This is a genomic window from Streptomyces sp. NBC_01092, assembly GCF_045039535.1.
Taxonomy (GTDB): domain Bacteria; phylum Actinomycetota; class Actinomycetes; order Streptomycetales; family Streptomycetaceae; genus Streptomyces.
This window is the reverse complement of sequence record NZ_CP108659.1, coordinates 4056523-4080761: the sequence shown is the minus strand read 5'-3', so window position 1 is coordinate 4080761 and position 24239 is coordinate 4056523. Positions and strand designations below refer to the sequence as shown.

Below are 24239 nucleotides of genomic sequence, written 5' to 3'. Positions count from 1 at the left end.
GATGCGGGTCACTGTGCCGATCATGGCGCGATATGGCGCAGGGCGAACCACAGCTCCATCCGTACGTCCGGATCGTCCAGGTCCGTGCCGAGCAGCGTCGCGCAGCGGGCGATCCGCTGGCGGACGGTGTTGCGGTGCACGGAGAGGGCCACCGCGGTGCGGTCCCAACTGCCGTGCAGGGAGAGCCAGGTGCGCAGGGTCTCGGTGAGAGGAGGCGTCAGGGGCGCGAGGAGCACGCGGGCGTGGGCCTCCGCCTCGTCCGGGGAGAGCAGGTCGGTGAGGGCGGGGCGGTGGGTGCCGTGCCGGTACAGCGGGGCGCGGGTGGCGCGTGCCCGGGACAGCGCGCGGGCCGCTTGCCCGTCGGCCGAGGGCCAGTCCCGGGCGGTCGCCGGGGCGCTGACGCCCAGGGTCCAGCCGGGCTGCGGGGCCGGTTCGCGGTCCGCCGGCGCGAGGACGCGTACGACGTCCCGCGTCAGGTCGACCAGCGGGGAGCCGAGGGCCGCGCCGAGTGCGGAGGCCGCCACGGGGTCGCAGGGCTGGGCGTCGGGGCTGCCGTGCACCACGAGCCAGCGGTCGGCGCCGAGGAGCGGGGCCACGGCCTGCGGCTCCGCCCCCAGCAGCAGCCGTACGAGCGCCGACGAGCGCGCCGCACCCGACCCGCTCTGATGCTCGCCGGTGAGGAGGGAGAGCAGCACGGCGGCGACGGAGGCGATGGTGTGGTCGCCGGGGTCGCGCTGCGGGGCGGCGACTCCGAGGACGAAGCCCTGTCCGGCGCCGAGGGCGTAGGCGGCCAGGTGGGTGCCGGCGGCGGTGTCGGTGGCGGAGGTCGGCGTCCCGGGGCCCGAGGGCCGTACGACAGCGGCGAGCTCGGCCAGCGATGCGGCCACGGGGTCCTGAGGCGGGTGGCCTGCCGAGGCGTCCTGCGGAGGGTGGCCCGACGAGGCGTCCTGCGTCACTCGGCCCGCGGTCTCTCGGGGTTCGCGTCCTGCCGACGCGGCCGCGGTTTCTCGTGGTCCCCGCCCCGCCGACGCATCCGCTGTGTGTTCCGCTCCCCGCCCTGCCGGCGCGGCCGTCGTCTCCCGGGGCCCCTGCCCGGCCGGCGCGCCTCCTGTGTGTCCCGCTCCCCGCCCTGCCGGCGCGGCCGTCGTCTCTCGTGGCGCCCGCCCCGCCGACGCCACCTCCGCCCCCTCCGGCCCGTACAGCACCGCCCAGCCCCCCACCCGCTGGGCCAGCTGCCGCAGCACCGTCCGTACCGGGTCCGGGCGGGAGGCCGCCGCCGCCAGGCTCTGCTGGGCCTCCGTCACGCGGCGCAGTTCGGCGAGGCGGGCCTGGGCCATCAGCTGCCAGACCGCGCGGGCCACGCCGGAGAAGGTGGTCCGGGGCGGGACCTCCAGGAGGGGCAGCTCGTGGGTGTCGCAGGCCTCCACCAGCGCGCGCGGCACCGTGTCGTGCACGGGCGCGAGGCCGAAGCCGAGAGCCGCGCCGCCCGCCGCGACGATCCGGGCCACGTAGTCGTCGAAGTACGTGCCCGAGCCGGCCGCCTCCGGGACGTGGACGCCGGCTGTCAGCAGCAGCTCGCCGCCCAGCAGGTAGGGATACGGATCGGCCATCTCCGAGGTGTGCGCCCAGTGGATGACCGTGGCCCGGTCGGCCGGGCCGGCGATCTGGCGCAGGCCCAGGTCCTCGCGGGCCAGGAGCGCCGCGAGGGATACCGGTGGGGTGGGCGGAACGGCGGGATCCGGCATGGGATGTTTCCTACACTCGCGCAGGTCTCGGATGGATGAAACGTACACTTCGCAGTCACTTACCGGCCACCTACTGTCGTTCCCGACCGGCAGCCGCGGGTACGGGCGGATGTCCCCGCGAACCGCTGCCGGATTCCGAACGTCCCCACCCCCCCCTCATCTGCACGACACGCCACCGGAATGTGCGCGAAGGAGGCCCCACCATGGCCGTCGATTACACCGTCATCGTCGTCTATCTGGCCGGCATGCTGGCCATGGGCTGGTGGGGCATGCGCCGCGCCAAGTCCAAGAGCGAGTTCCTGGTCGCGGGCCGCCGGCTCGGGCCGACCATGTACTCCGGCACCATGGCGGCGATCGTCCTCGGCGGCGCGTCCACCATCGGCGGCGTGGGCCTCGGCTACCAGTACGGGCTCTCCGGCGCCTGGATGGTGTTCACCATCGGCCTTGGCCTGCTCGCGCTCTCCGTCTTCTTCTCCGCCCGCATCGCCCGGCTCAAGGTCTACACCGTCTCCGAGATGCTCGACCTGCGCTACGGCGGCCGGGCCGGCGTCATCTCCGGTGTCGTCATGTGGGCGTACACCCTCATGCTCGCGACCACGTCGACCATCGCCTACGCCACGATCTTCGACGTCCTCTTCGACATGAACCGCACCGTCGCGATCATCCTCGGCGGCTCGATCGTCGTCGCCTACTCGACGCTCGGCGGCATGTGGTCGATCACGCTCACCGACATGGTGCAGTTCGTGGTGAAGACCGTCGGCGTGCTGCTTCTGCTGCTGCCCATCGCCGTCGTCAAGGCCGGTGGGTTCAGCGAGATGAAGGCCCAGCTGCCGACCGAGTACTTCGATCCGCTGGGCATAGGCGGCGAGACGATCTTCACCTACGTCCTCATCTACACGTTCGGCATGCTCATCGGTCAGGACATCTGGCAGCGCGTCTTCACCGCCCGCAGCGACAAGACCGCCAAGTGGGGCGGCACCGTCGCCGGTACCTACTGCCTGGTCTACGCCCTCGCCGGCGCCGTCATCGGCACCGCGGCCAAGGTGCTCTACCCCAAGCTCGGCAGCCCGGACGACGCCTTCGCGACCATCGTCAAGGACGAACTCCCCGTCGGCGTGCGGGGCCTGGTGCTCGCCGCCGCCCTCGCCGCCGTGATGTCCACCTCCTCCGGGGCGCTCATAGCCTGCGCGACCGTCGCCAACAACGACATCTGGTCGCGGCTGCGGGGGAGGATCACCACCGGTGAGCGCGACCATGACGAGGTGCGGGGCAACCGTGCCTTCATCCTCATCATGGGCATCGCCGTGATCGCTACGGCCATCGCGCTCAACAACGTCGTCGAGGCGCTGACGGTGGCGTACAACCTCCTCGTCGGCGGACTCCTCGTCCCGATCCTCGGCGGACTGCTGTGGAAGCGGGGCACGGCCCAGGGTGCGCTCGCCTCCGTCGCGGTCGGCGGTATCGCCGTCATCGGCCTGATGGCGACCTACGGCATCCTCGCCAACGAGCCCGTCTACTACGGCCTGCTGTCCTCCCTCGCCGTGTACATCGCCGTCTCCTTGGCGACGAGGCCGACCGACGCGGCCGTACTCGCCGCGTGGCGTGAGCGTCTCGCGGGGCGGGATCCCGAACTCGTGTCCGAACCGGTCCCGGCTCACCAGTAGAGTCGTAGGCAGATATCCCGCATACGCGATGAAGCGTAGGAAAGAAGGCATTTCCTCATGAGCAGCAACGAGACGCCCCGCGGCCCCGTGGACTCCTCCCGCATCCCGAGGTACGCGGGCCCCGCGACCTTCGCCCGCCTTCCGCGCCTCGACGAGGTCGGCCGCGCCGACGTCGCCGTGGTCGGCGTGCCGTTCGACTCGGGCGTCTCGTACCGGCCGGGCGCCCGCTTCGGCGGCAACGCCATCCGCGAGGCGTCCCGGCTGCTGCGCCCGTACAACCCGGCGCAGGACGCGTCCCCGTTCGCGCTGGCCCAGGTGGCGGACGCCGGTGACATCGCCGCCAACCCGTTCAACATCAACGAGGCCGTCGAGACCGTCGAGGCCGCCGCCGACGACCTGCTCGGCACTGGCGCCCGCCTGATGACCCTGGGCGGCGACCACACCATCGCGCTGCCGCTGCTGCGCTCGGTCGCCAGGAAGCACGGTCCGGTCGCCCTGCTGCACTTCGACGCCCACCTCGACACCTGGGACACGTACTTCGGCGCGGAGTACACCCACGGCACGCCCTTCCGGCGCGCGGTGGAGGAGGGCATCCTCGACACCGAGGCCCTCTCCCACGTCGGCATCCGCGGCCCGCTGTACGGCAAGCAGGACCTCACGGACGACGAGAAGATGGGCTTCGGCATCGTCACGTCGGCGGACGTCTACCGCCGCGGCGCCGACGAGGTCGCCGACCAGCTGCGCCAGCGCATCGGCGACCGCCCGCTGTACATCTCCATCGACATCGACTGCCTCGACCCGGCCCACGCGCCCGGCACCGGCACCCCCGAGGCCGGCGGCATGACCTCGCGCGAACTGCTGGAGATCCTGCGGGGCCTGGCATCCTGCAACCTGGTGTCGGCGGACGTCGTCGAGGTGGCACCGGCGTACGACCACGCCGAGATCACGTCGGTGGCGGCCTCGCACACCGCGTACGAACTGACCACGATCATGTCCCGCCAGATTGCAGAGGCCCGCGCGAAGTGACTCACGACCACGACCTGGTACTCCGCCCCACCGCCGCCCAGACGGAGGCCGCGCTGAACCCTCCTCCCGGCCGTAACGGCGGGGACCTGGTCGTGGAGACGCTGGCGGCGCTCGGCACGACGACGGTCTTCGGCCTTCCGGGGCAGCACGCCCTCGGCATGTTCGACGCCCTGCGCCGCAGCCATCTGCGCTACATCGGCCTGCGCGTCGAGAACAACGCCGGGTTCGCGGCGGACGCGTACGGCCGGATGACGGGCGAGGCGGCCCCGCTGCTGCTGTCGACCGGGCCGGGGGCACTCACCTCGCTGGCCGCGCTCCAGGAGGCGGCCGCTGCCTCCGCCCCCGTGCTGGCGATCAGCAGCCAGATCCCGACGCCGGGCCTGGGCGGCGGCCGGCACGGCTATCTGCACGAACTCCCCGACCAGGCGGCCTCGTTCCGGGGCGTGGTCAAGTCGGTCCACACGGTCCGCACCCAGTCCCAGATCCCGTCCGCGATCGAGGCGGCCTGGAAGTCGGCGCTCACCGCACCGCACGGCCCGGTGTGGGTGGAGATCCCGCAGGACGTGCTGCTGGCCGAGACCTCGATCCCGGTCGTGACGGGCGGCGACGCGTTCCCGGAGGAACTCCCCCCGCGCCCCGAACTGACGGCGGTGGCCGCCGACCTGCTGTCGAACGCGGCCCGCCCGGCGATCATCGCCGGCGGGGGAGTCGTACGGGCGGACGCGAGCGGCAAGCTGCGGCAGCTCGCGGAGCTGATCCAGGCCCCGGTCGTCACCACCCCCGGCGGCAAGGGGGCGTTCCCCTGGACCCACCCGTTGTCGCTCCAGTCCTGGATCGAGGACCGGTACACGACGGACTTCCTGGAGGACGCGGACGTCCTGCTCGTGGTCGGCTCGGGCCTCGGCGAACTGTCCTCCAACTACCACACGTTCAAGCCGCGCGGCCGGGTCATCCAGATCGAGGCCGACCTCGGCAAGCTGGAGTCCAACCACCCGGCCCTGGGCATCCACGCGGACGCGCGCCTGGCGTTGCAGGCCCTGCTGGAGACGGTGGGAGAGCGTACGGATCCGTCCGTGCCGGAGCGTGTCCGTGAGGTCCTCGCGAAGGTCGCCGACCGTATCGCCGCTCAGGAACTCACCCTGGAACAGCAGGTGTTGGCGTCCGTGCGCCGTGCCCTGCCCGCCGACTCCCCGTCCTTCTGGGACATGACGATCCTGGCCTACTGGGCCTGGTCGGCCTTCGACGCCAAGGGCCCCAACCACCTGCACTCCGCGCAGGGCGCCGGCGGCCTCGGCTACGGCTTCCCGGCGGCGCTCGGCGCGGCGGTGGCCGACCCGACCCGCCCGGTCCTGGCGGTCTCCGGCGACGGCGGAGCGCTGTACTCGATCGCCGAACTAGCCACGGCCCGCCAGTACGACCTGAACGTCACCTGGCTCATCGTCGACGACGGCGGCTACGGCATCCTGCGCGAGTACATGACGGACACCTTCGGCGAGGCCACGGCGACCGAGCTGACCCGGCCGGACTACGTGGCGCTCGCCGAGTCCTTCGGGGTCCCGGGGGTGCGTACGACCCCCGGGACCCTGGAGGCGGATCTGGCGAAGGCGCTCCAGGCCGCCGGCCCGTCGGTGGTCGTCCTCCCGGCGGTGCTGCGGATGTTCGCGCCTACGCACCTCGCGACGTGATGTCTCAGCGGTCTTCGCGCGAGTCGTAGACGTGGTCGCGGTTGGAGCAGGCGTCGTCCACCGCGGGGCCGGTCAACGGTAGGGCCCACGGGACGATCGAGAGGGCCTTCTTGCAGAGGCCGGTGCCGGAGTGGCCGGCGATGTTGATACGGCCCCGGTCGCCGTCGTCGGCGTGGGCCGGGCCGGCGAGGAGGAGGGCTGCCATGGTGAACGCGGCGAGCGCGCTGATCTTCTTCATAGCCGGGTCATCGGCGTCGGATCGGTGCAGGTCATTCCGCTGTACAGGTGGTGACCGAATGCGCCGGGACCTGGCCCGCGCTCGCCGCGCCCGGTCTCAGCGCGCGGTCGCGGTGGCGGCCTTCTCGATCAGGTGGGCCACGGCTGCCGGGCGGGAGACGGAGACGGCATGTGACGCGCTGATCTCCACCGTGCGGGAGCCGGCCCGGTCGGCCATGAAGCGCTGTGCGGCCGGCGGGATGTTCTTGTCCTCGGTGGCGACCAGGTACCAGGACGGGAGGGTCTTCCAGGCCGCGTCGGCCGCCTTCTCCTCCAGGGCCGAAGCGGCCACCGGGCGCTGGGTCGCGGCCATCAGGTCGGTCTGTGCGGCGGGCACGTCGGCCGCGAACTGGTCGTGGAACTTGTCCCGCTTGATGTACAGGTCGGTTCCGGTACCGCCGTCGGCGAGGGGGAAGGGCACGGGGTCGAGGTTCTCGCCGAGGGTGCTGCCGGGGTACTTGTTGGACAGTTCCAGCGCGCTTTCGCCCTTGTCCGGCGCGAACGCGGCTATGTAGACCAGTGCCTTGACGTCGGGGTCACCGGCGGCGGCCTCGCTGATGACGGAACCGCCGTAGGAGTGGCCGGCGAGCACGATCGGGCCGCGCACGCTGCCCAGGACGCTGTGCAGGTAGGCGGCGTCGCTGCTGAGGCCGCGCAGCGGGTTGGCGGGAGCGATGACCGGGTAGCCCGCGCGCTGCAGGCGCTTGATCACGCCGTTCCAGCTGGAAGAGTCCGCGAACGCGCCGTGCACGAGCACCACTGTGGGCTTTTTGCCCGGCCCGTGGTGTTCGCCCTTGGCGGCGCCGGCCGGCGCCGAGGCCGCGATGGACAGTGCCGCGAGCGCGGCGATCGAGCCGGCCAGGACGGCCTGGGTGCGGATCGGGCGGAGCATGGACTTGAGGTTCATGGCGGGTCTCTCCTTCTCCTGCTTCTGAGCGGCGCGGAAGCGGCGCCGCCCGTGAAACCTAGCGGGCGATTACCTCGTGCACAAGTCAATCGGGTGAGAGGTGCTCGTGGGCCAGGGAAGTGCGACAATGTCTGCTCTCAAGGAAAGGAAGGGAACCGGTGACTGACACGCCCACCCAGGTGACCGGCGAACCCGGCGGACCCGGCGAACCTTCACTGCTGCTGGAGGACCAGTTCTGCTTCACCCTGTACGCCGCCTCGCGCGCGGTGACCGGCGTCTACCGCCCTCTCCTCGACGCGGTTGGGCTGACCTATCCCCAGTACCTGGTGATGCTCGTGCTGTGGCAGCACCGCACGGCCCCCGTCAAGGACCTGGTCGCCACCCTGCACCTGGACTACGGAACGCTCACGCCGCTGATCAAGCGACTGGAGGCGGGCGGCCTGCTCGAGCGGCGCCGTCGCCCGGACGACGAACGGGTGGTCGAAGTGGCACTCACACCCGAGGGCGCCGCACTGCGCGAGCGCATTCGCACCGTCCCTCCGGCGATCGGGGCGGCCGTGGGGCTGAGTGACGAGGAGATCAAGACCGCCCAGGACCTGCTGCGCCGGCTCACGGCCAACGTGGCGCGCCACACCTCCGGAGGCGGGTCCGGCTGAACGGGGACGGCTGGGACGAACTCCCCTGTGTGCAAAGGGGGTTCGTCCCAGCCGTTTCGAACGCGCCGTGCGGACCTACCAGATCGACTCGACCCACTCCGGGTGGTCGATGAACGGGTTGCGGTTGTGCTGGTAGGAGTCGTAGATGACCTCGTTGCGGCGTTCCTCGAAGGCGCTCGGCGGGTCCTCGTTGCTCCACTGCTTGAGGACGGAGAGCTTGCCCATGTAGGGGTTGCTGCCGTTGTTGACCTTCTCGTTGGGTTCGAGGTCGGGCCAGCTGTCGTCGCCCTCGTAGCGCACGGTCATATAGAGGATCATGCGGGCCACGTCGCCCTTGTCCGCGTCGCGCGGCTCGAAGGAGTCGGAGTCGGTGAGGCTGCCGCCGCCGTTGGTGACCGCGCTGCCGCCGTTGTCGAAGTCCTTGTTGCCGCGGATGCTGTTGACCTGGACGTCCGCGGGGCGCAGATGGTGCAGGTCCGTGCCGGGGCCGATCGCCTCACCGAAGTCGCCGTGGGACTTGGCCCACGTGTGCTCGCGGTTCCAGTTGCCGGTGCTTCCGCCGTTGAGGGACTTGCTGCGGGAGACGCCGCTGTACAGCAGGATCACGTTGCTGCTGTTGTTCGGGTCCTGGTCCGTGGCCTTCAGCGCGTTCCAGACCGCGGAGTACGAGATCTTCGTCTGGTCGCTGATGATCTCGTGCAGCGAGTCCTTCAGGGCCGTACCGGTCTTGCCGATCGCGTCGGCGTAGTACGTGTCGTCGTACTCCGTCGTCGTCGCGGCGGCCGGGGACGCGGTGAGCGTGGGGGCGGTGAGGCCGACCAGGACGGCGGCCGTCGTCAGCGCCACTGACTTCCAGTGGCGGCGGCGTATGTGTGTCGCCAACATGTGGGGTTCCCATCTACGCAGGGGATCTACGCGGGTTGAACTGAGGCGGCAAACGGGAGCGTGGCATGGACATGCGGTGGTGTCGAGGGCTTGCACGTGTCCATTGGGTGACGCGAAGCGGCAAACCGGGGCAGCGCTACGCGAGTTGATACGACGCAACGGCCCCCGGCGGTGAGCCGGGGGCCGTTGCGGGGTCACGCGTGTCGCTAGGCGACGTCCGACGCGTCGAGGCGGTAGACGGTGGACTGGCTGCTCTGGGAGGAGGAGTCCGAGGCCGAGTCGGACGTGCCGCCGTACTCGCTCTCCTTCACCGCCGTCCCGTTCTTCTGCACCCACCCCGTGACCTCGGTGCTGACGCTGCTGCCACCGCCGGGGCCGCCGCCCATGCCGCCGCCACCGATCTGGATGTAGTGCAACTCGCCCTTCTTCACCAGCTCCTTGAGCCTGGCCAGGGTCATCGCCTGGTCGGAGCCGGACCAGCCCCACATGGAGATCACCGGCTCGCCGCTGCTCAGGATCAGCTGCGCCGCGCTCTGTGAACTCGACACCGCGAGCAGCCACTTGGCGCCGTCCTGGTGCTTCTTGAGGTAGGCGATCAGCTCGGTGCTCGCGCCGCCGCCCATGCGGCCGCCTCCGCCGCCCATACGGCCGGGCTGGCCGCCGGTGCCCGTGCCGCCGGGGGCGGTGCCGCCGGTGCCCGTGTCGCCGTTGCCGCCGTTGCCGCCGGGGGGCGTACCGCCCGGCGTCATCTGGCCGCCGCCCTGCTGTTGCCCACCGGGGAAGCCGCCGCTCTGCCCGCCGGCCCGGCCACCCTGCTGCGTGCCGCCCGGCATCTGCCCGCCGCCGAAACCGCCCCGGCCTGCGCCGCCGCCTCCACCGGGACCCCCGCCGAAGCCGCTCCCCGTCGAAGGCCCGGCCGTCGGGTTCGTGCCACCCATGCCGCCGCCCGAACCGGACGGCACCGACCAGGCGTACGCCGTCGGGCCCGCCACCGCAGCGACGATCGCCGCCGTCACGGAGGCCGCCAGCAGCCGCAGTCGGTTGCCGGACGCGGACCGGAACACGAGCAGCCCCACGATCGCCAGCGCCATGACGACGGCGATCGCCGGCCACAGCCAGGTGTTCCAGCCGGAGGCCCGCCGCAGGAGTACGACCGCCCAGACGGCCGTGATGCCCAGTACCGCCGGCAGCACCCACGCCCACCGCTTGTCGGCGCGGAAGGCGCGCAGCAGCATCAGGCCGCCGCCTCCGCACAGGGCCGCGATGCCTGGGGCGAGCGCGGTCGTGTAGTACGGGTGCATCGTGCCCTCGGCCATGGCGAAGGTCAGGTAGTGCAGGGCCGTCCAGCCGCCCCACAGCAGCAGCGCGGCCCGGGTGAGGTCGGTGCGCGGGGCGCGGCCGCGGAGGACCAGGCCGCCGACGCACGCGAGGGCCGCGAAGGGGATCAGCCAGGAGATCTGGCCGCCGAGGATGTCGTTGAAGAGGCGACCGATCCCGGCGGTCCCGGAGAAGCCGCCACCTCCGCCACCGCCGCCTCCGCCGTTGCCCTCGCCGCCGAGGATCCGGCCGAGGCCGTTGTAGCCCATGATCAGGTCCCAGGCCGAGCCGTCCGTCGAACCGCCGATGTACGGGCGGTCCTCGGCGGGCACCAGCGAGACCGCCGCCGCCCACCAGAAGCTGGACACGGCGAGCGCGACGGCCGCGATCAGGAGGTTGACGATCCGCATCACGAGCTTCGGCTTCGCCGCGTACAGATAGACCGCGAACACGGCGGGCAGCGCGATGTAGCCCTGGAGCATCTTCGTGTTGAAGGCCAGTCCGAAGCAGACCGCGGAGCCGACCAGCGGCAGCAGCCTGCCGTTGTGGACGGCACGCAGGGCGAGCGCCGCGCCGCCGGCCATCAGGAACACCAGCAGGGTGTCCGGGTTGTTGTCACGGTTGATGGCGACCGTGATCGGGGTCAGGGCCAGGACCAGTGCGGCGACCGTCGCCGCGCCGTGGCCCCACACCCGCTTCACCGAGGCGTGCACGATCCAGATCGTCGCCAGCGCGACCAGGGCCATCGGCAGCATCATCTGCCAGGTGCCGTAGCCGAAGATCCGGCACGACAGTCCCATGATCATCGTCGCGAACGGCGGTTTGTCGACGGTCAGGAAGTTGCCCGCGTCCAGCGAGCCGAAGAACCACGCCTTCCAGCTCTGCGTGCCGCTCAGCACGGCCGCGCTGTAGAAGCTGTTGAGGTTGGAGCCCGACAGGTTCCAGGAGTACAGCACCGCCGCCAGGATCAGGATCGCGATCAGCGCGGGGAGCGACCAGCGCGGGGCCCGGTCCGGGGGTGCCGCGGGCGGGGCCGGCGGGGGCGCGTCGGGGGTCACGGTGGTGTGGGGGTGGGGATCGGTGGCTGATGTCACCAGCGCATCGTGTGGCGTGGGGGTGGGTGCGGGCTGTGCCGTGGCTGGCGGTTTGCTGTGGATTGTCAAAGGGGTCTGCAAAGGAGGTGCTCGCCATGGATGCGTTCGCGTCCCGGCTGGACGGCGCATGGGCGTGGCTCTCAGCCGCCATCGAGGAATCGCAGGAGGGGCGCTGGGTCCGTGGTGCCGTGGAACGACAGGTGATGGCGGACATCAGGGCTGCCACCAACGCCCTGCACGGCGGTCGGTCGGCGCCGTTCACCGAGGACTCGTGGCACGTGCGTATCGGGCGGATCGCCAACTGGGCCGGTGTGCTCCGGCTGGCCGCGAGGGCGGGCGGATGGGAACTCCGACCCGTCGTCGGGCACAGCCCGGCACACCCTGCGGGCATGGCTGAGCTGCTGTCAGGGATCTATGCGATCGGCGAGCAGGGCGAGAGATGGATGACGCAGCTCAGAGAGGGCCTGCTGCCACCAGGGGATGAGATCGCCCAGGCCGAGGGCTTCCTGACCGGGCCAGGGTCGGTCGAGGACCTTGAGCTGTTCTATTACGACTGACAGCCGGTCAGGGCCGTGATTCCTTGACGGCGGTGACGAAAGCCGACCAGTTGGCGGTGGAGAAGAGCAGCGCCGGGCCATGCGGGACCTTGGAGTCGCGGACGGGGACGCCGGAGGGGTGGTTGTCGAGGACTTCGAGGCAGCTGCCGGCGTTGTTGTCGCTGTGCGACGACTTCCGCCAGCCGCTCAGCGTGGCCGCGTTCCGGACGGTGCGCTCAGCCATGGTGCTCGTACTCCTTCGCGGTGGCCTTCAGCAGGGCCAGTGAATCCTTCAGCGGCATTGCGTCGCTCAGCGCCAGAGCGTAGCGATGCTGCAACCTCTGGACCATGGACGGGGAATCGTGCAACCGCCCCATGTACCCGCCCTCGGTGTATGCCAGCGGCGGTTGGTCCTCGAACCACATCAGCGTGAGCATGCTGTGCGCCAGCGGATGATGGCCCGCGTCAAACGGCATCACATGCACGCGGATACGTCCAGCCTCCGCAAGGCGGACGACGTGCATGATCTGCTCCGCCATGACATCCCCGGTGGCCACGGGGCGCCGCAACACCGTCTCGTCCAACAGCGCCCACACTACGGGCGTCAGGGGATCTTCGAGGATCTTCGCGCGCTCAAGGCGTGTGACAACGCGCCTGTCACATTCCTCTTCACTCACCGGAGGGAAGACCGACTCCAGAACCGCACGCGCGTACCTTTTCGTCTGGAGGATGCCCGGGAAGTACGCCAGAGCGAACTCACGGATCACCACCGCCTGTTGTTCGAGTACACGCACCTTCTCGAAGTACTCGGCGATCGAGTCCTCGTCGTCCTGTGGCAGAAAGCTGCTCAGCACATTCCCCGTGTTCAGGGCCTTGTCCAGCCGCCGCGCGTCCTCCTTGGACGGCACCCTGCGCCCCGCCTCGATATGCGCGATGTGCGAACGCGTCATGACCGCTCGGTCGGCCAACTGCTGCTGTGTCAGCCCCTCCGCCTCCCGCTGCTCCTTGAGCCAGTCGCCGTAGATGCTGCCCACCAGATCAACTCCCTTGTGACAAATGCTCTGTCACACGCTTCCCTCTGGCGAGGCTGGCCCGATCCGTCTCAGTCTGTGAGTTGATCGCTACAGAACGCGATACCCCCGCGACCGTCCGACTGGTCCGGGGCGTGGTCATCAACAACCGCTGGGAGCCGACGACATGAGTCACCGTATCGCCCACCTCTTCGCGCCGCTGCTACGAAATCCGCGACGCCGGGTGCGGAAGAGGAACCCGGCTGTCGTCCCCGTACCCGGGGTCGGCGTCGGGTCCTGCGGCATCCCCGCGGCGTGCATGGTGGTCACCCGATGAAGGACGTACGCCTGCTTCCCTGGGCTGGGGAAGGCGGTAAGCCGTGCTACCTCGACACCGACGGAACCGGCTATGTCTCCCGCGTCGCCGACACGGTCGAGCGCGTGCAGCTCGGGATGGCCGACGACCTTCTCGAACACGCGGCCGACATGCTCGCCGACCGCCGGGCGACGCCCGCGCAGCTACGGTTCCTGCTTGCCCGGATGAGCGAGGCGCTGGCCGATGCCTGTCGCATCGCGGAGAGTCGGGGCGGGCGTCTTCCCGTACCGGTCTGCGAAGAGTCCGATCAGGGATCTGCGGAGCTCATCCCGAGTGCTCGCGGGAGCGAATGAAACGCCAGCCGAAGTAGCACGCCCCCAGCGCTCCGCCGGCCGCACCGACGCCACACAGTGAGCCTTTTCCAACCTCAACTTGAGCAGCTCAGGTGCAGTATGAGGATGGCCTGGACAAGGCAAGGTCGGTCACGCGAAACGCGGCCGCGTGGAGACCATCACGCGGAGGAACGGGGGTGGTTCTGCTCGCGCCAGGCCCGAGGCGAGATTCCGTAGGCCTGTTTGAACACCTTGCTGAAGTGGGTCGCGTCCACGAAGCCCCAACGTCGTCCTATCGCTGCGATGGTCCGCAGTCGGCCGTTCGGGCCGGCCAACTCTCGCCTGCATTCGGCCAGGCGGTGTGTACGGATCCAGTCTCCGAGGCTGATGCCCGACCGGGACAGCACAGCGTAGAGATGACGTACGGAGATGTCGTGTGCGGCGGCTATCCGTGCCGCCGACAGATCGGGATCAGCCAAATGCTTCCGGATGTAATGAGTGACCCGCAGGCTGAGCGTCGCCTCCAACGGCGCCTTGGCCAGGCTGGAGTTACCGTGCTGGGACGTCAGGACGGCACGGAGGAGTTCGACGCTGGGTTCCACGACGGCGTCGGCGTGCACACCCTGGTGCAACTCGTCGCTGACGGCCAGTTGGGAGAAGTAGGTGAAGGCGAGGCGCGCAACGGGGTTGTCGGATCCCAAGGTGACAGCGGTGATGTCTCGTAGCAACCGGTCGGGGAGCGCGAGTGCCGCGCGGGGGAAACGGATGAAGCGGTAGTCGACTCCCTCGTCGAAGAGAAGTGTGTAGGGAGCGATCGATTCATAGACGGCGCAGTCGCCCGGCCTCAGCAGGCACTGGCGACCGTTCTGCACCACCACGCTGCTGCCCGTCATCTGAACACCGAGAGTGACGGCCGGCTCCTCGTCCTCACGGGCGAGGCGCTCCGTCCGACGGAGAGTGACCGCGGTCGCCCGCGCCGAACAGATCCTGATGGGCCCCACGGCGCCGAGCCCTATGCGAACGGAGATGTCCTCAGCCGGAGGGCGGTGGTCGATGTCGACTGCCACCATGGATTTCCACACCGCGTTCCGGACCACTTCCTCCCGGTCCCGCGGCGGTATGGACGCGGTGTCCAGGACCGGGCTCATGAGGCAGACCTTCGTCTGCATCGGTCATAAAGCCAGCCTGACTGCACCTCGGCCCGTTGCCCCACAAGTCCCCCTCGACACGGACAGTTCCCCACATCAGTTTGGCTGGATTCGATCTCGCTGCGCAACCGCTTCGACGGACACACACAGGGCCCTCACCTGATGCGGCGTCAACTTGAGGCGGTGCGCTACTGACAAAGTTCCCTGCACGAATGACAAAGTCCGAAGCCCACGATGACTCTAAGGTCCATGGGCGAGGCCAGAGAAAGGGCAGTCACACACCCGCATCACGAGCCTTGTCCAGACCATCCTCTGCCTGCATCACGCCAGCTCAGACCAAGGATGGAAAAGGCTCAGCGGCTCGATGGGGGAATGATCGACGTATCCGCCGCCTCGTGGTGTACGAGACCGTCTGGTAGATGAATCGGGGAACCTGTGCGCATCACCGCAACAACACGAAGAGTCAGGAAGAACCTGGCGGCCTTCGCCGTTACCGCCGCTCTTGTCGGCGCCGGGACCGTCGCCGGCGCCTCCAGCGCCTCGGCCGCCACCACCTGGCAGGCGATGGACAAGGTCTGCAAGTCGTACACCGCCGTCGACGGCGTCACTCAGATGGGGCAGATCTGCGCCGAGGTGCAGAAGCGCGTCACCGACACCGGCTCGGTCACCGGCTGGCGGGGAAGGGTGATCCTCTCCCCCGTCAACGGCTACGGGATGAAGCCGACCACCTATCACTGGTACACCGGTGAGCCCCTCGGCCAGGTCTGCACGGGCGGCTGCACCATGAAGACCGCCGCCTGGACCTCCGCGTGGTCCCCGGTCCAGACCCTCAACTCCGGGCCGTACAAGGTACAGGGCGAGTTCAGCAACGGCAGTGTCTGGGACCTCCACGCCTCCTGGGGCAGGTGGCAGACGGCGGCCGAGAAGTGCGCCACGTACGCGGCCGGGAAGGTGTGCGTGCGGTACCAGGCACGCCACTACCGCGACATCCCCCAGGAGCGCAGCCGCCTCACCTATACGCCGGCCGGCGGCGGCTACATAATCCCGCAGTCGATCAAAATCGGATCCATCATCGACGGCGTGAGCACGTCCAAGACCCTCAACCTCTGCGACCCGTCGTGCACCAAGCGGACCAGCGCCTACTCCGCGACGGTGACCCGGACTACACCCAACCCCGGCCACGTCGGCACCACCGAGTACTACGCCACCGGCACCTTCAAACGGCCCGACGGCACGACGTCGACCCTGAAGGCAGCGATCACCGGCTGACCCCGGCACAACCGCATGGGCGATTGCTTGGGGGTGAAAGTCCCCTGTCGTGCCGGTCGCGGGCCCCCGGCTCGTACCCCTGATGGAAGTAAACCTGTTGCTCGGCGGACAGACACGGGACCGTCGTCCCGCTGATCGTGCCCGTCACGAAGCAGGATGAGGCGTACTTGAAAGGGCGCGACGGCTCGGGTGACGCTGCACCGCGGAGCCGTCCTCGGCGAAGACCAGTGGATGCAGATGGATCTCCCGCCCGTCCCGGGCCGTGACCACGAACCGGACGGGCCGCCGGTCCAGGGTCTCCGCGAAGCCCGCGGCAGCCGGGGCCGTCACCACCGCGGCCTCCTGCTCCTGGCGGTGCATCAGGTCCACGTCTCCTTGGTCGCGGGTCTGCTCCCCGACCAAGGCGTCGATCCCCCAGCCACCACCGATCCGGACGTCGGCCCTCGCCCCACGCGGCAGGGACAGGACGGTCAACACGTCGTCAGCGGTCATCGCACCCAAAACCCTTCCCACGCGTACAACCTTTCCTTCCGTCTCACGAGACAAGAGGGCATGAATCACGGGACACCGAGCGACAAGTCAAGAGGCATTTCCAGACGCGCCAGAGCGCTCGTCGCGGTGGGTGTGGGTGCGGGCGTGCTCGTGCCGTCCGTCGCGGCCGCCACGCCCGCCGCCGCGGCGACCACACCCATCGTCAGCTGTACGTCCGCCAAGGCGGGCCTCGCCGACAAGCTGAAGAAGGACATCACCGCCGCGCTGACCGAACGCAAGGGCACCGTCGCGGTCGGCCTGTACGACCGGTCCACGAACACCACCTGCACGCTGAGGCCCTCCTCCGCCTTCGACTCCGCCAGCGTCGTCAAGGTCACCGTGCTGGCCACGCTGCTGTGGGACGCGAAGAAGCACGACCGGCATCTCACCGACCGGGAGGTGTCCCTCGCCAAGGCCATGATCACCAAATCCGACAACGCCGCGACCCGCACGCTCTGGAAGCAGCTCGGCGTGACGAAGGTCAAGGGCTTCCTCACCGCCGCCGGCATGACCCGGACCAGGCCCGGCACGAACGGCTACTGGGGCCTGACCCGGATCACCGTCACCGACGAGCAGAGGCTGCTGAAGCTCATCACCGCCAAGAACGCGGTGCTCAGCGACAACTCCCGCGCCTACATCCGCAAGCTGATGAGCCAGGTCGTGCCCTCGCAGCGCTGGGGCACCCCGTACGGCGTGCCGTCCGGTGTCTCCGTGGCCGTGAAGAACGGCTGGCTGCGGCGGGCCACCCACGGCTGGCGGGTGCACAGCGTCGGCGCGTTCAAGGGCCGCGGCCACGACTACACGGTCACGGTGCTCACCCACGGCAGTCACACGCTGAACTACGGCATCGCGACCATCCAGGGCGTCGCCGAGGCCATCCACAGGGATCTGGCGGCCGGCTGACCCTTAACGCGGCGTCCTACCTCGCGTCACCGACCCGCCCTACGGTGACCCCCATGCGCCTGAGAACCGTACTTGCGACCGCCACCGCGGGCCTGGCGGCGGCCACCTGCCTGACCGCCGCCGGCCCGGGATACGCCCACCCCAACTCGCCGGACAGCCACGCCTGTTCGCCCACCGTCTCCATCGACCGCTTCTCCGACGCGCTCGACAAGACGACATACGAGGGCACCTTCGTCGGCAACTTCTCCGCGCTCGCCGTGGACCGCGACGGCTCGCTCGCAGCCGTCTCCGACCGCTCCGCCCTCTTCAGCCTGGACGGCAGGACGCTCGCGCCGAAGGCCGTCGTCCCGCTCGCCGACGAGAGCGGCGCCGCCCTCGACTCCGAAGGTCTCGTCATCGACCGGGACGGCACGCGGCTGATCTCCTCCGAGACCGAGCCGTCCGTGCGCCGCTACTCCCGTGACGGCAAGATCCTCGACCGCCTCCCCGTGCCGGACGCCTTGAAGGTCGCCCCGGCCGGCCGCGCCGTCTCCAATGGCACCTTCGAGGGCCTGACCCTGCTCCCCGGCGGCCGCACCCTGCTCGCGTCGATGGAGTACGCGCTCTCCGGCGACAGCTCCGGCATCGTCCGCTTCCAGACCTGGCGGCGGACCCACGGCGACCACTTCGAGCTCGGCCGCCAGTACGCCTACCGCGCCGACACCGGCCTCGGCGTCCCCGAGGTCAAGGCCCTCCCCGACGGCCGCCTGCTCGTCCTGGAGCGCGGCTTCACCTCCGGCGTCGGCAACACGGTCCGCCTCTACCTGGCCGACCCGCGCCGCGCGACGGACACGAGCGGTGTCGAGAACCTCACCGGTCAGGACGGCGTACGCCTGATCAGGAAGACCCTCCTGACCGACATCGTGAACTGCCCGTCACTGGGAGCGACCGCCAAGCAGCCCCAGCCGAACCCGCTGCTCGACAACATCGAGGGCATGGCGGTCACGGGGTACTCGAAGGGCCGCCTGAAGGTACTGCTGGTCAGCGACGACAACCAGAACGCGGCACAGACCACCCGCTTCTACCAGCTGCGCGTACGTATCTGAGCGCACCGCCCCCGGTTTGTAGCGGCGGTTTGTTGCGGCGGGATGAAATCGGGGCTCGTCCGCGTTGGTGCCTTCCGGTAGATCAGGACGAACGGAGGGCACCGGCGTGGTGACGCAGCAGGGGTGGGCGAGACGACTGTGGGGATACGCCTGGCGCTACCCCAAGGATGTCGTGCTCGCCCTCGGCTCCTCCCTCGCCGGAATGGCCGTCATGGCGATCGTCCCGCTGGTCACCAAGGTGATCATCGATGACGTCATCGGCGACCACACCCGCGACATGGCCATCTGGGCCGGCCTGCTGATTGCCGGCGCGCTCGCGGTGTACGTCCTCACCTACATACGCCGCTACTACGGCGGCCGTCTCGCCCTCGACGTCCAGCACGACCTGCGCACCGAGATGTTCGGGACGATCACCCGGCTCGACGGCCGGCGTCAGGACGAGCTGTCCACCGGGCAGGTCGTCGGCCGGGCCACCAGTGACCTCCAGCTGATCCAGGGCCTGCTCTTCATGCTCCCGATGACCATCGGGAACTTCGCCCTGTTCCTGATCTCCCTGGTCGTCATGGCGTGGCTGTCGCTGCCTCTGACCCTGGTCGCCCTCGCGGTGGCCCCCGCCCTGTGGTGGATCGCCGGGCGCAGCCGCACGAAACTGCACCCCTCCACCTGGTACGCCCAGGCCCAGGCTGCCGCCGTCGCCGGCGTGGTCGACGGGGCCGTCAGCGGCGTCCGCGTGGTGAAGGGGTTCGGGCAGGAGGAGCAGGAGACCGGGAAGCTGCGCGAGGTGGGGCGGCGGCTCTTCGCGGGGCGCCTGCGCACCATCCGGTTCAACTCCCGGTACACCCCGGCGCTCCAGGCCGTCCCGGCGCTCGGCCAGGTCGCGATGCTCGCGCTCGGCGGCTGGCTGGCGGTGCGCGGGCACATCACCCTCGGCACGTTCGTGGCGTTCTCCACCTACCTGGCCCAGCTGGTCGGCCCGGTCCGGATGCTCGCCATGGTCCTCACGGTCGCCCAGCAGGCCCGCGCGGGCACCGAGCGTGTGCTGGAGCTGATCGACACCGAGCCGTCGATCAAGGACGGCACCAAGACGCTGCCCGCCGACGCTCCGGCGACCGTCGAGTTCGACGACGTGTCCTTCGGCTACGACGACGGGCGCCCCGTTCTCGACGGGCTCAGCTTCGACATCCGTCCCGGCGAGACCCTCGCGGTCGTCGGCTCCTCCGGCTCCGGAAAGTCGACGGTCTCCCTCCTCCTCCCGCGCTTCTACGACGTCACGCGCGGCGCCGTCCTCGTCGGCGGCCACGACGTCCGCGAGCTGACCTCCGACTCGCTGCGGGCCGCGATCGGGCTGGTCCCCGAGGACTCCTTCCTCTTCTCGGACACCGTCCGCAGCAACATCGCCTACGGCCGCCCCGACGCCACCGACGAGCAGATCGAGGCCGCCGCACGCGCCGCCCAGGCGGACCGCTTCATCGCCGAGCTGCCCAAGGGCTACGACACCAAGGTCGGCGAGCACGGCCTCACCCTCTCCGGCGGCCAGCGCCAGCGCGTCGCCCTCGCCCGCGCGATCCTCACCGACCCCCGCCTCCTCGTCCTGGACGACGCGACCTCGGCGGTGGACGCCCGCGTCGAGCACGAGATCCACGAGGCCCTCAAGGACGTCATGGAGGGCCGCACCACCCTCCTCATCGCCCACCGCCGCTCCACCCTGGGCCTCGCCGACCGCATCGCCGTCCTGGACGCCGGCCGCCTCGCCGACATCGGCACCCACGAGGAACTCCAGCAGCGCTCCGCCCTCTACCGCCGCCTCCTGACCGACCCCGACGAACTCGGCGGCGTCTCACCCGGCCACGCCCGGCCCGCCTGCCCGCAGGAGGACACCTCCGTACGGGACGAACTGGACGCGGAGTTCGACGCCGAGCGCGGGGTGACGCCGCGCCTGTGGACCGGCGACCGTGAGCGGAAGGACCTGGCGCTCGCGGAGTCCCCGGCCACGCCCGAGCTCCTCGCCCAGGTCGAGGCGCTGCCCCCGGCGACCGACACCCCCGAGATCGACGAGGCGCGCGCGGTGCGCCCGGAGGAGTCGTACGGGCTGGGGCGGCTGCTGCGTGGCTTCGGGCGGCCCCTGCTGATCAGCCTCGCCCTGGTCGCCGTGGACGCCGGCATGGGGCTGTTCCTGCCGGTCCTGATCCGGCACGGCATCGACTCGGGCGTCACGCAGGCCGCACTCGGCGCGGTCTGGGCGGCGTCCCTGCTCGGCCTGCTCGCGGTGTTCGCCCAGTGGGCGGCGCAGGTCGGCGAGACCCGGATGACCGGGCGCACGGGCGAGCGCGTCCTGTACTCGCTGCGGCTGAAGATCTTCGCGCAGCTCCAGCGGCTCGGGCTCGACTACTACGAGCGCGAGCTGACCGGCCGGATCATGACCCGGATGACGACGGACGTCGACGCCCTGTCGACCTTCCTCCAGACGGGCCTGGTCACCGCGTTCGTCTCGGTCGTCACCTTCTTCGGCATCATGGGCGTCCTGCTGGTGCTCGACCTCGAGCTCGCCCTCGTCGTCTTCGCGACGCTGCCGCCGCTGATCGTCGCGACGTACTACTTCCGCCGGGCCAGCGTGAAGGCCTACGAGCTCGCCCGTGAGCGGGTGTCGCTGGTCAACGCCGACCTCCAGGAGTCGGTGTCCGGGCTGCGGATCGTGCAGGCCTTCCGGCGCGAGGGGGACGGCGGCGCGCGGTTCGCCGAGCGCAGCGACAGCTACCGCCAGGCCCGTATCCGGGGTCAGTGGCTGATCTCGATCTACTTCCCCTTCGTGCAGTTCCTGTCGTCGGCGGCCGCGGCGGCGGTGCTGATCGTGGGCGGGGCGCGGATCGACGCCGCGACGCTGACGACCGGCGCGCTGGTGGCGTATCTGCTCTACATCGACCTGTTCTTCGCCCCGGTCCAGCAGCTCTCCCAGGTCTTCGACGGCTACCAGCAGGCCACGGTCTCGCTCGGCCGCATCCAGGAACTGCTCCAGGAGCCGACGTCGACGAAGGCGGCGAAGGAGCCGCTGGAGGTGCTGTCGCTGCGCGGCGAGGTCGCCTTCGAGGACGTGCACTTCCAGTACGGGGACGACGAGGAGGCGCTCGGCGGGATCGACATCCGCATCCCCGCCGGGCAGACGGTCGCGTTCGTCGGCGAGACCGGCGCGGGCAAGTCGACGCTGGTGAAGCTGGTGGCACGGTTCTACGACCCGACCGGCGGCCGGGTCACGGTCGACGGCACGGATCTGCGGGACCTGGACATCACGTCGTACCGCCACCGTCTCGGCGTCGTGCCGCAGGAGGCGTACCTCTTCCAGGGCACGATCCGCGACGCGATCGCCTACGGCCGCCCGGACGCCACCGACGCCGAGGTCGAGGCGGCGGCCCGCGCGGTCGGCGCCCACGAGATGATCGCCACCCTCGACGGCGGCTACCTCCACGAGGTCGCCGAACGCGGCCGCAACCTCTCCGCCGGCCAGCGCCAGCTGATCGCGCTGGCCCGCGCCGAACTGGTCGACCCGGACGTCCTGCTCCTCGACGAGGCGACGGCCGCGCTGGACCTGGCCACGGAGGCACAGGTCAACCAGGCGACGGACCGACTGGCGGGCCGCCGTACCACACTCGTGGTCGCCCACCGCCTGACGACGGCCGCCCGCGCGGACCGGGTCGTGCTGATGGACCACGGCCGGGTCGCCGAGGACGGGACGCACGAGGAACTGCTGGCACGCGACGGACGGTACGCCGAGCTGTGGCGGACCTTCCTCGGGCAGGCCGAGCCGGAGGAACCGGTCGGGGCGGCCAGGTGAGGGTGCCCGCTTGACGGTCGTGCAACCATTCGGCATACGTCGTGCGTCCGTACATCAGTACGCTCATTGCCGGTGTACGGGGAGGACAAGACGGTGGACAAAGGTGCGATACGTCGGCGACTGGCGGTCGGTCTGGCCTTGCTGACGGCGTCCGGAGTGCTCGCTGTCGCGGCCCCGGCACAGGCACATGCCGCCGAGCCCACGCGCTGCGAGGGACGCAAGGTCAAGACGTACCCGTTCTCCACCGGCACGCTCTACGTCTACAAGAAGCGCGGCTACGTCTGCGCCATCACCGTCCCCACGAGCCCGGGGCGTCGGCAGAAGATGATGGTCAGCGTCCAGGCGCTGCGGGCCAACCCGGTCACGGACGAGGGCCTGTACACCCGCCGCGCCGGCCCGGTCACGGTCCACGCCGGGCAGCGCTGTGTGTGGGTGAAGGGGCAGGTGGGGCGGGGGTCGGTGAGCAAGGGCTGGATCCTCTGCTGACCGACGCCTTCCGCCGTCGTTCGGCCATCCCCGCCGGGAATTCCTCATCTCCCCTGGTGCGACGCGGAGTTGCTCGCTAGCTTGCGCGCAACATCCGCTTCCCAGGGGAGAGTGCATGGTGCGCAAGACCCTCAGATGGCTGCTGGCGCTCGCGCTGCTCACCGGCGCGCTCGGCGCGGCCACGGCGAAGGCGGCCACCGCCGCCGAGCCGGACATCGAGGAACGGCTGCTGTCCATACCGGGCATGAGCCTCATCGAGGAGAAGCCGTATCCCGGCTACCGCTTCTTCGTCCTCGCGTACACCCAGCCGGTCGACCACCGCAATCCGTCCGCGGGCACCTTCCAGCAGCGCCTCACCGTGCTGCACAGGGACGTCTCCCGGCCGACCGTCTTCTACACCAGCGGCTACGAGGTCTCCACGAACCCGAGCCGCCGCGAGCCGACGCAGATCGTCGACGGCAACCAGATATCCATGGAGTACCGCTTCTTCACCCCGTCCCGGCCCGAACCGGCCGACTGGACCAAGCTGGACATCTGGCAGGCGGCCACCGACCAGCACCGCATCTTCGAGGCGCTGGAGACGGTCTACGACAAGAAGTGGCTCTCCACCGGCGTTTCGAAGGGCGGCATGACCGCCACGTACTACGAGCGCTTCTACCCCCGTGACATGGACGGCGTCGTCGCCTACGTGGCCCCCAACGACGTGGTGGACGACGAGGACTCGGCGTACGACCGGTTCTTCGCCCAGGTCGGCACCAAGGCGTGCCGGGACCGGGTGAACGCGGTCCAGCGCGAAGCGCTGGTGCGCCGGGAGCCGCTGAAGGAACGGTTCGCGGCGCACGCGGCCGAGCACGGCTACACCTTCGGCACGATCGGCAGCCTGGACAAGGCGTACGAGGCGGTCGTCCTGGACTACGTCTGGGGCTTTTGGCAGTACAGCCTGCTCAAGGACTGCGACACGGTCCCGGCGGACGCGGCGCACGCCACCGACAAGGCGATCTGGGACGCCATCGACGCGAGCGGAGGCTTCGACTTCTACACGGACCAGGGCCTGGAGCCGTACACGCCGTACTACTACCAGGCGGCCACGCAGCTGGGCGCGCCGATGATCGGGTTCCCCCACATAGAGCGGGGGCTCATCCGCTACGGCTACCTCCCGCCTCGCGACTTCGTCCCGCGTGAGATCCCGACGAGGTTCCAGCCGCGGGCCATGCGCGACGTGGACACCTGGATCCGCCACAACGCCCGGCACATGATCTTCGTCTACGGCCAGAACGACCCGTGGGGCGGGGAACGTTTCCGGGTCGACAAGGGCGCGCGCGACGCCTATGTCTTCACGGCGCCGGGAGCCAACCACGGCGCCCTGGTGGGCGGCCTCGTGGCGGCGGAGCGCAAGCAGGCCACCGCCCGCATCCTGAACTGGGCGGGCGTCGCGCCGACCACGGCCGAGCCGAGGCCGCTCGCGCAGTACGACGCGAGGCTCGACGTGCGGGACCCGGAACGGGAGCCCACGCTGCGACCGTGACGCCCCTGGGCCGGTGG

At 70.3% G+C, this 24239-nt stretch carries 20 protein-coding genes and 1 pseudogene; 12 read left to right on the top strand and 9 right to left on the bottom strand.

What is annotated here, in order from left to right; genetic code table 11:
- Positions 1–20 precede the first annotated feature (20 nt).
- The gene (locus tag OG254_RS18305; RefSeq protein ID WP_405583060.1) at positions 21–1745 is read right to left on the bottom strand and encodes a PucR family transcriptional regulator ligand-binding domain-containing protein; all 1725 of its coding nucleotides are present in this window, start codon (positions 1743–1745) and stop codon (positions 21–23) included.
- A 203-nt stretch (positions 1746–1948) separates the two neighbouring features.
- Between OG254_RS18305 and OG254_RS18300 the strand changes: the two genes are divergently transcribed.
- The 3 genes from OG254_RS18300 to OG254_RS18290 are packed head-to-tail and all read left to right on the top strand — an operon-like array spanning position 1949 to position 6120.
- Positions 1949–3409 (top strand): sodium:solute symporter, encoded by a 1461-nt coding sequence (locus OG254_RS18300; RefSeq protein ID WP_405583058.1) that lies wholly within the window; start codon positions 1949–1951, stop codon positions 3407–3409.
- A gap of 57 nt (positions 3410–3466) precedes the next feature.
- Positions 3467–4435, top strand: a complete 969-nt coding sequence (gene speB, locus OG254_RS18295; protein ID WP_405583056.1) for an agmatinase — start codon at positions 3467–3469, stop codon at positions 4433–4435.
- Entirely contained in the window at positions 4432–6120 is a 1689-nt protein-coding gene (locus OG254_RS18290) for a thiamine pyrophosphate-binding protein (protein ID WP_405583054.1), read from the top strand. The genes speB and OG254_RS18290 overlap by 4 nt, the downstream gene beginning before the upstream one ends.
- A gap of 4 nt (positions 6121–6124) precedes the next feature.
- Here OG254_RS18290 and OG254_RS18285 read toward each other — a convergent pair whose 3' ends face one another.
- A complete protein-coding gene (locus OG254_RS18285; protein ID WP_405583052.1) occupies positions 6125–6358 on the bottom strand; it encodes a hypothetical protein in 234 nt (77 codons plus the stop codon).
- Positions 6359–6454: 96 nt separating this feature from the next.
- Positions 6455–7303 (bottom strand): alpha/beta fold hydrolase, encoded by an 849-nt coding sequence (locus OG254_RS18280; RefSeq protein ID WP_405583050.1) that lies wholly within the window; start codon positions 7301–7303, stop codon positions 6455–6457.
- 158 nt (positions 7304–7461) lie between these two features.
- Here OG254_RS18280 and OG254_RS18275 point away from each other — a divergent pair, with 158 nt between their 5' ends.
- The gene (locus tag OG254_RS18275) at positions 7462–7959 is read left to right on the top strand and encodes a MarR family winged helix-turn-helix transcriptional regulator (RefSeq protein WP_405583048.1); all 498 of its coding nucleotides are present in this window, start codon (positions 7462–7464) and stop codon (positions 7957–7959) included.
- Positions 7960–8034: 75 nt separating this feature from the next.
- On the opposite strand, the gene OG254_RS18270 is transcribed toward OG254_RS18275, so the two are convergent.
- Both OG254_RS18270 and OG254_RS18265 read right to left on the bottom strand, forming a co-directional pair.
- Complete coding sequence (locus tag OG254_RS18270) at positions 8035–8844, bottom strand: endonuclease I family protein (RefSeq protein ID WP_405583046.1); 810 nt, start codon at positions 8842–8844, stop codon at positions 8035–8037.
- Between the two features lie 206 nt (positions 8845–9050).
- Complete coding sequence (locus tag OG254_RS18265; RefSeq protein ID WP_405583044.1) at positions 9051–11255, bottom strand: ArnT family glycosyltransferase; 2205 nt, start codon at positions 11253–11255, stop codon at positions 9051–9053.
- A gap of 95 nt (positions 11256–11350) precedes the next feature.
- Here OG254_RS18265 and OG254_RS18260 point away from each other — a divergent pair, with 95 nt between their 5' ends.
- On the top strand, positions 11351–11812 hold the full coding sequence (locus OG254_RS18260) for a hypothetical protein (protein WP_405583042.1): 462 nt from the start codon (positions 11351–11353) through the stop codon (positions 11810–11812).
- Positions 11813–11819: 7 nt separating this feature from the next.
- Here OG254_RS18260 and OG254_RS18255 read toward each other — a convergent pair whose 3' ends face one another.
- Both OG254_RS18255 and OG254_RS18250 read right to left on the bottom strand, forming a co-directional pair.
- Entirely contained in the window at positions 11820–12035 is a 216-nt protein-coding gene (locus tag OG254_RS18255) for a DUF397 domain-containing protein (RefSeq protein WP_405583040.1), read from the bottom strand.
- Positions 12028–12825: a helix-turn-helix domain-containing protein gene (locus OG254_RS18250; protein ID WP_405583038.1), complete on the bottom strand. Its 798-nt coding sequence runs from the start codon at positions 12823–12825 to the stop codon at positions 12028–12030. The genes OG254_RS18255 and OG254_RS18250 overlap by 8 nt, the downstream gene beginning before the upstream one ends.
- A gap of 309 nt (positions 12826–13134) precedes the next feature.
- On the opposite strand from OG254_RS18250, the gene OG254_RS18245 reads away from it, so the two are divergent.
- On the top strand, positions 13135–13470 hold the full coding sequence (locus OG254_RS18245; protein WP_405583036.1) for a hypothetical protein: 336 nt from the start codon (positions 13135–13137) through the stop codon (positions 13468–13470).
- 158 nt (positions 13471–13628) lie between these two features.
- Here the strand turns inward: OG254_RS18245 and OG254_RS18240 are convergent, their stop codons facing one another.
- Positions 13629–14597: a helix-turn-helix domain-containing protein gene (locus tag OG254_RS18240; protein ID WP_405583034.1), complete on the bottom strand. Its 969-nt coding sequence runs from the start codon at positions 14595–14597 to the stop codon at positions 13629–13631.
- 435 nt (positions 14598–15032) lie between these two features.
- Here OG254_RS18240 and OG254_RS18235 point away from each other — a divergent pair, with 435 nt between their 5' ends.
- Positions 15033–15866 (top strand): hypothetical protein, encoded by an 834-nt coding sequence (locus tag OG254_RS18235; protein ID WP_405583032.1) that lies wholly within the window; start codon positions 15033–15035, stop codon positions 15864–15866.
- Here OG254_RS18235 and OG254_RS18230 read toward each other — a convergent pair.
- Positions 15856–16358: pseudogene (locus tag OG254_RS18230) on the bottom strand (nucleotidyltransferase domain-containing protein). The gene OG254_RS18235 and the pseudogene OG254_RS18230 sit on opposite strands and share 11 nt — an antisense overlap.
- A gap of 60 nt (positions 16359–16418) precedes the next feature.
- On the opposite strand from OG254_RS18230, the gene OG254_RS18225 reads away from it, so the two are divergent.
- From OG254_RS18225 to OG254_RS18205, 5 genes are all read left to right on the top strand, one after another.
- Positions 16419–17300, top strand: coding sequence for a serine hydrolase (locus OG254_RS18225; RefSeq protein WP_405583030.1), 882 nt, complete (start codon positions 16419–16421; stop codon positions 17298–17300).
- A 53-nt stretch (positions 17301–17353) separates the two neighbouring features.
- Positions 17354–18385, top strand: coding sequence for an esterase-like activity of phytase family protein (locus OG254_RS18220; RefSeq protein ID WP_405583028.1), 1032 nt, complete (start codon positions 17354–17356; stop codon positions 18383–18385).
- A 106-nt stretch (positions 18386–18491) separates the two neighbouring features.
- A complete protein-coding gene (locus OG254_RS18215) occupies positions 18492–22211 on the top strand; it encodes an ABC transporter ATP-binding protein (RefSeq protein ID WP_405583026.1) in 3720 nt (1239 codons plus the stop codon).
- 93 nt (positions 22212–22304) lie between these two features.
- The gene (locus OG254_RS18210) at positions 22305–22697 is read left to right on the top strand and encodes a hypothetical protein (RefSeq protein WP_405595057.1); all 393 of its coding nucleotides are present in this window, start codon (positions 22305–22307) and stop codon (positions 22695–22697) included.
- A 118-nt stretch (positions 22698–22815) separates the two neighbouring features.
- Entirely contained in the window at positions 22816–24222 is a 1407-nt protein-coding gene (locus OG254_RS18205; protein ID WP_405595055.1) for a S28 family serine protease, read from the top strand.
- Positions 24223–24239 lie beyond the last annotated feature (17 nt).

What these genes read in the sequence shown, in the direction of transcription:
- OG254_RS18260 (WP_405583042.1), top strand. Translation starts at nt 11,351, where the DNA reads ATGGATGCGTTCGCGTCCCGGCTGGACGGCGCATGGGCGTGGCTCTCA.
- OG254_RS18270 (WP_405583046.1), bottom strand. Translation starts at nt 8,844, where the DNA reads ATGTTGGCGACACACATACGCCGCCGCCACTGGAAGTCAGTGGCGCTG.
- OG254_RS18225 (WP_405583030.1), top strand. Translation starts at nt 16,419, where the DNA reads ATGAATCACGGGACACCGAGCGACAAGTCAAGAGGCATTTCCAGACGC.
- OG254_RS18245 (WP_405583036.1), top strand. Translation starts at nt 13,135, where the DNA reads ATGAAGGACGTACGCCTGCTTCCCTGGGCTGGGGAAGGCGGTAAGCCG.
- OG254_RS18240 (WP_405583034.1), bottom strand. Translation starts at nt 14,597, where the DNA reads ATGAGCCCGGTCCTGGACACCGCGTCCATACCGCCGCGGGACCGGGAG.
- speB (WP_405583056.1), top strand. Translation starts at nt 3,467, where the DNA reads ATGAGCAGCAACGAGACGCCCCGCGGCCCCGTGGACTCCTCCCGCATC.
- OG254_RS18300 (WP_405583058.1), top strand. Translation starts at nt 1,949, where the DNA reads ATGGCCGTCGATTACACCGTCATCGTCGTCTATCTGGCCGGCATGCTG.
- OG254_RS18280 (WP_405583050.1), bottom strand. Translation starts at nt 7,303, where the DNA reads ATGAACCTCAAGTCCATGCTCCGCCCGATCCGCACCCAGGCCGTCCTG.
- OG254_RS18255 (WP_405583040.1), bottom strand. Translation starts at nt 12,035, where the DNA reads ATGGCTGAGCGCACCGTCCGGAACGCGGCCACGCTGAGCGGCTGGCGG.
- OG254_RS18305 (WP_405583060.1), bottom strand. Translation starts at nt 1,745, where the DNA reads ATGCCGGATCCCGCCGTTCCGCCCACCCCACCGGTATCCCTCGCGGCG.
- OG254_RS18285 (WP_405583052.1), bottom strand. Translation starts at nt 6,358, where the DNA reads ATGAAGAAGATCAGCGCGCTCGCCGCGTTCACCATGGCAGCCCTCCTC.
- OG254_RS18220 (WP_405583028.1), top strand. Translation starts at nt 17,354, where the DNA reads ATGCGCCTGAGAACCGTACTTGCGACCGCCACCGCGGGCCTGGCGGCG.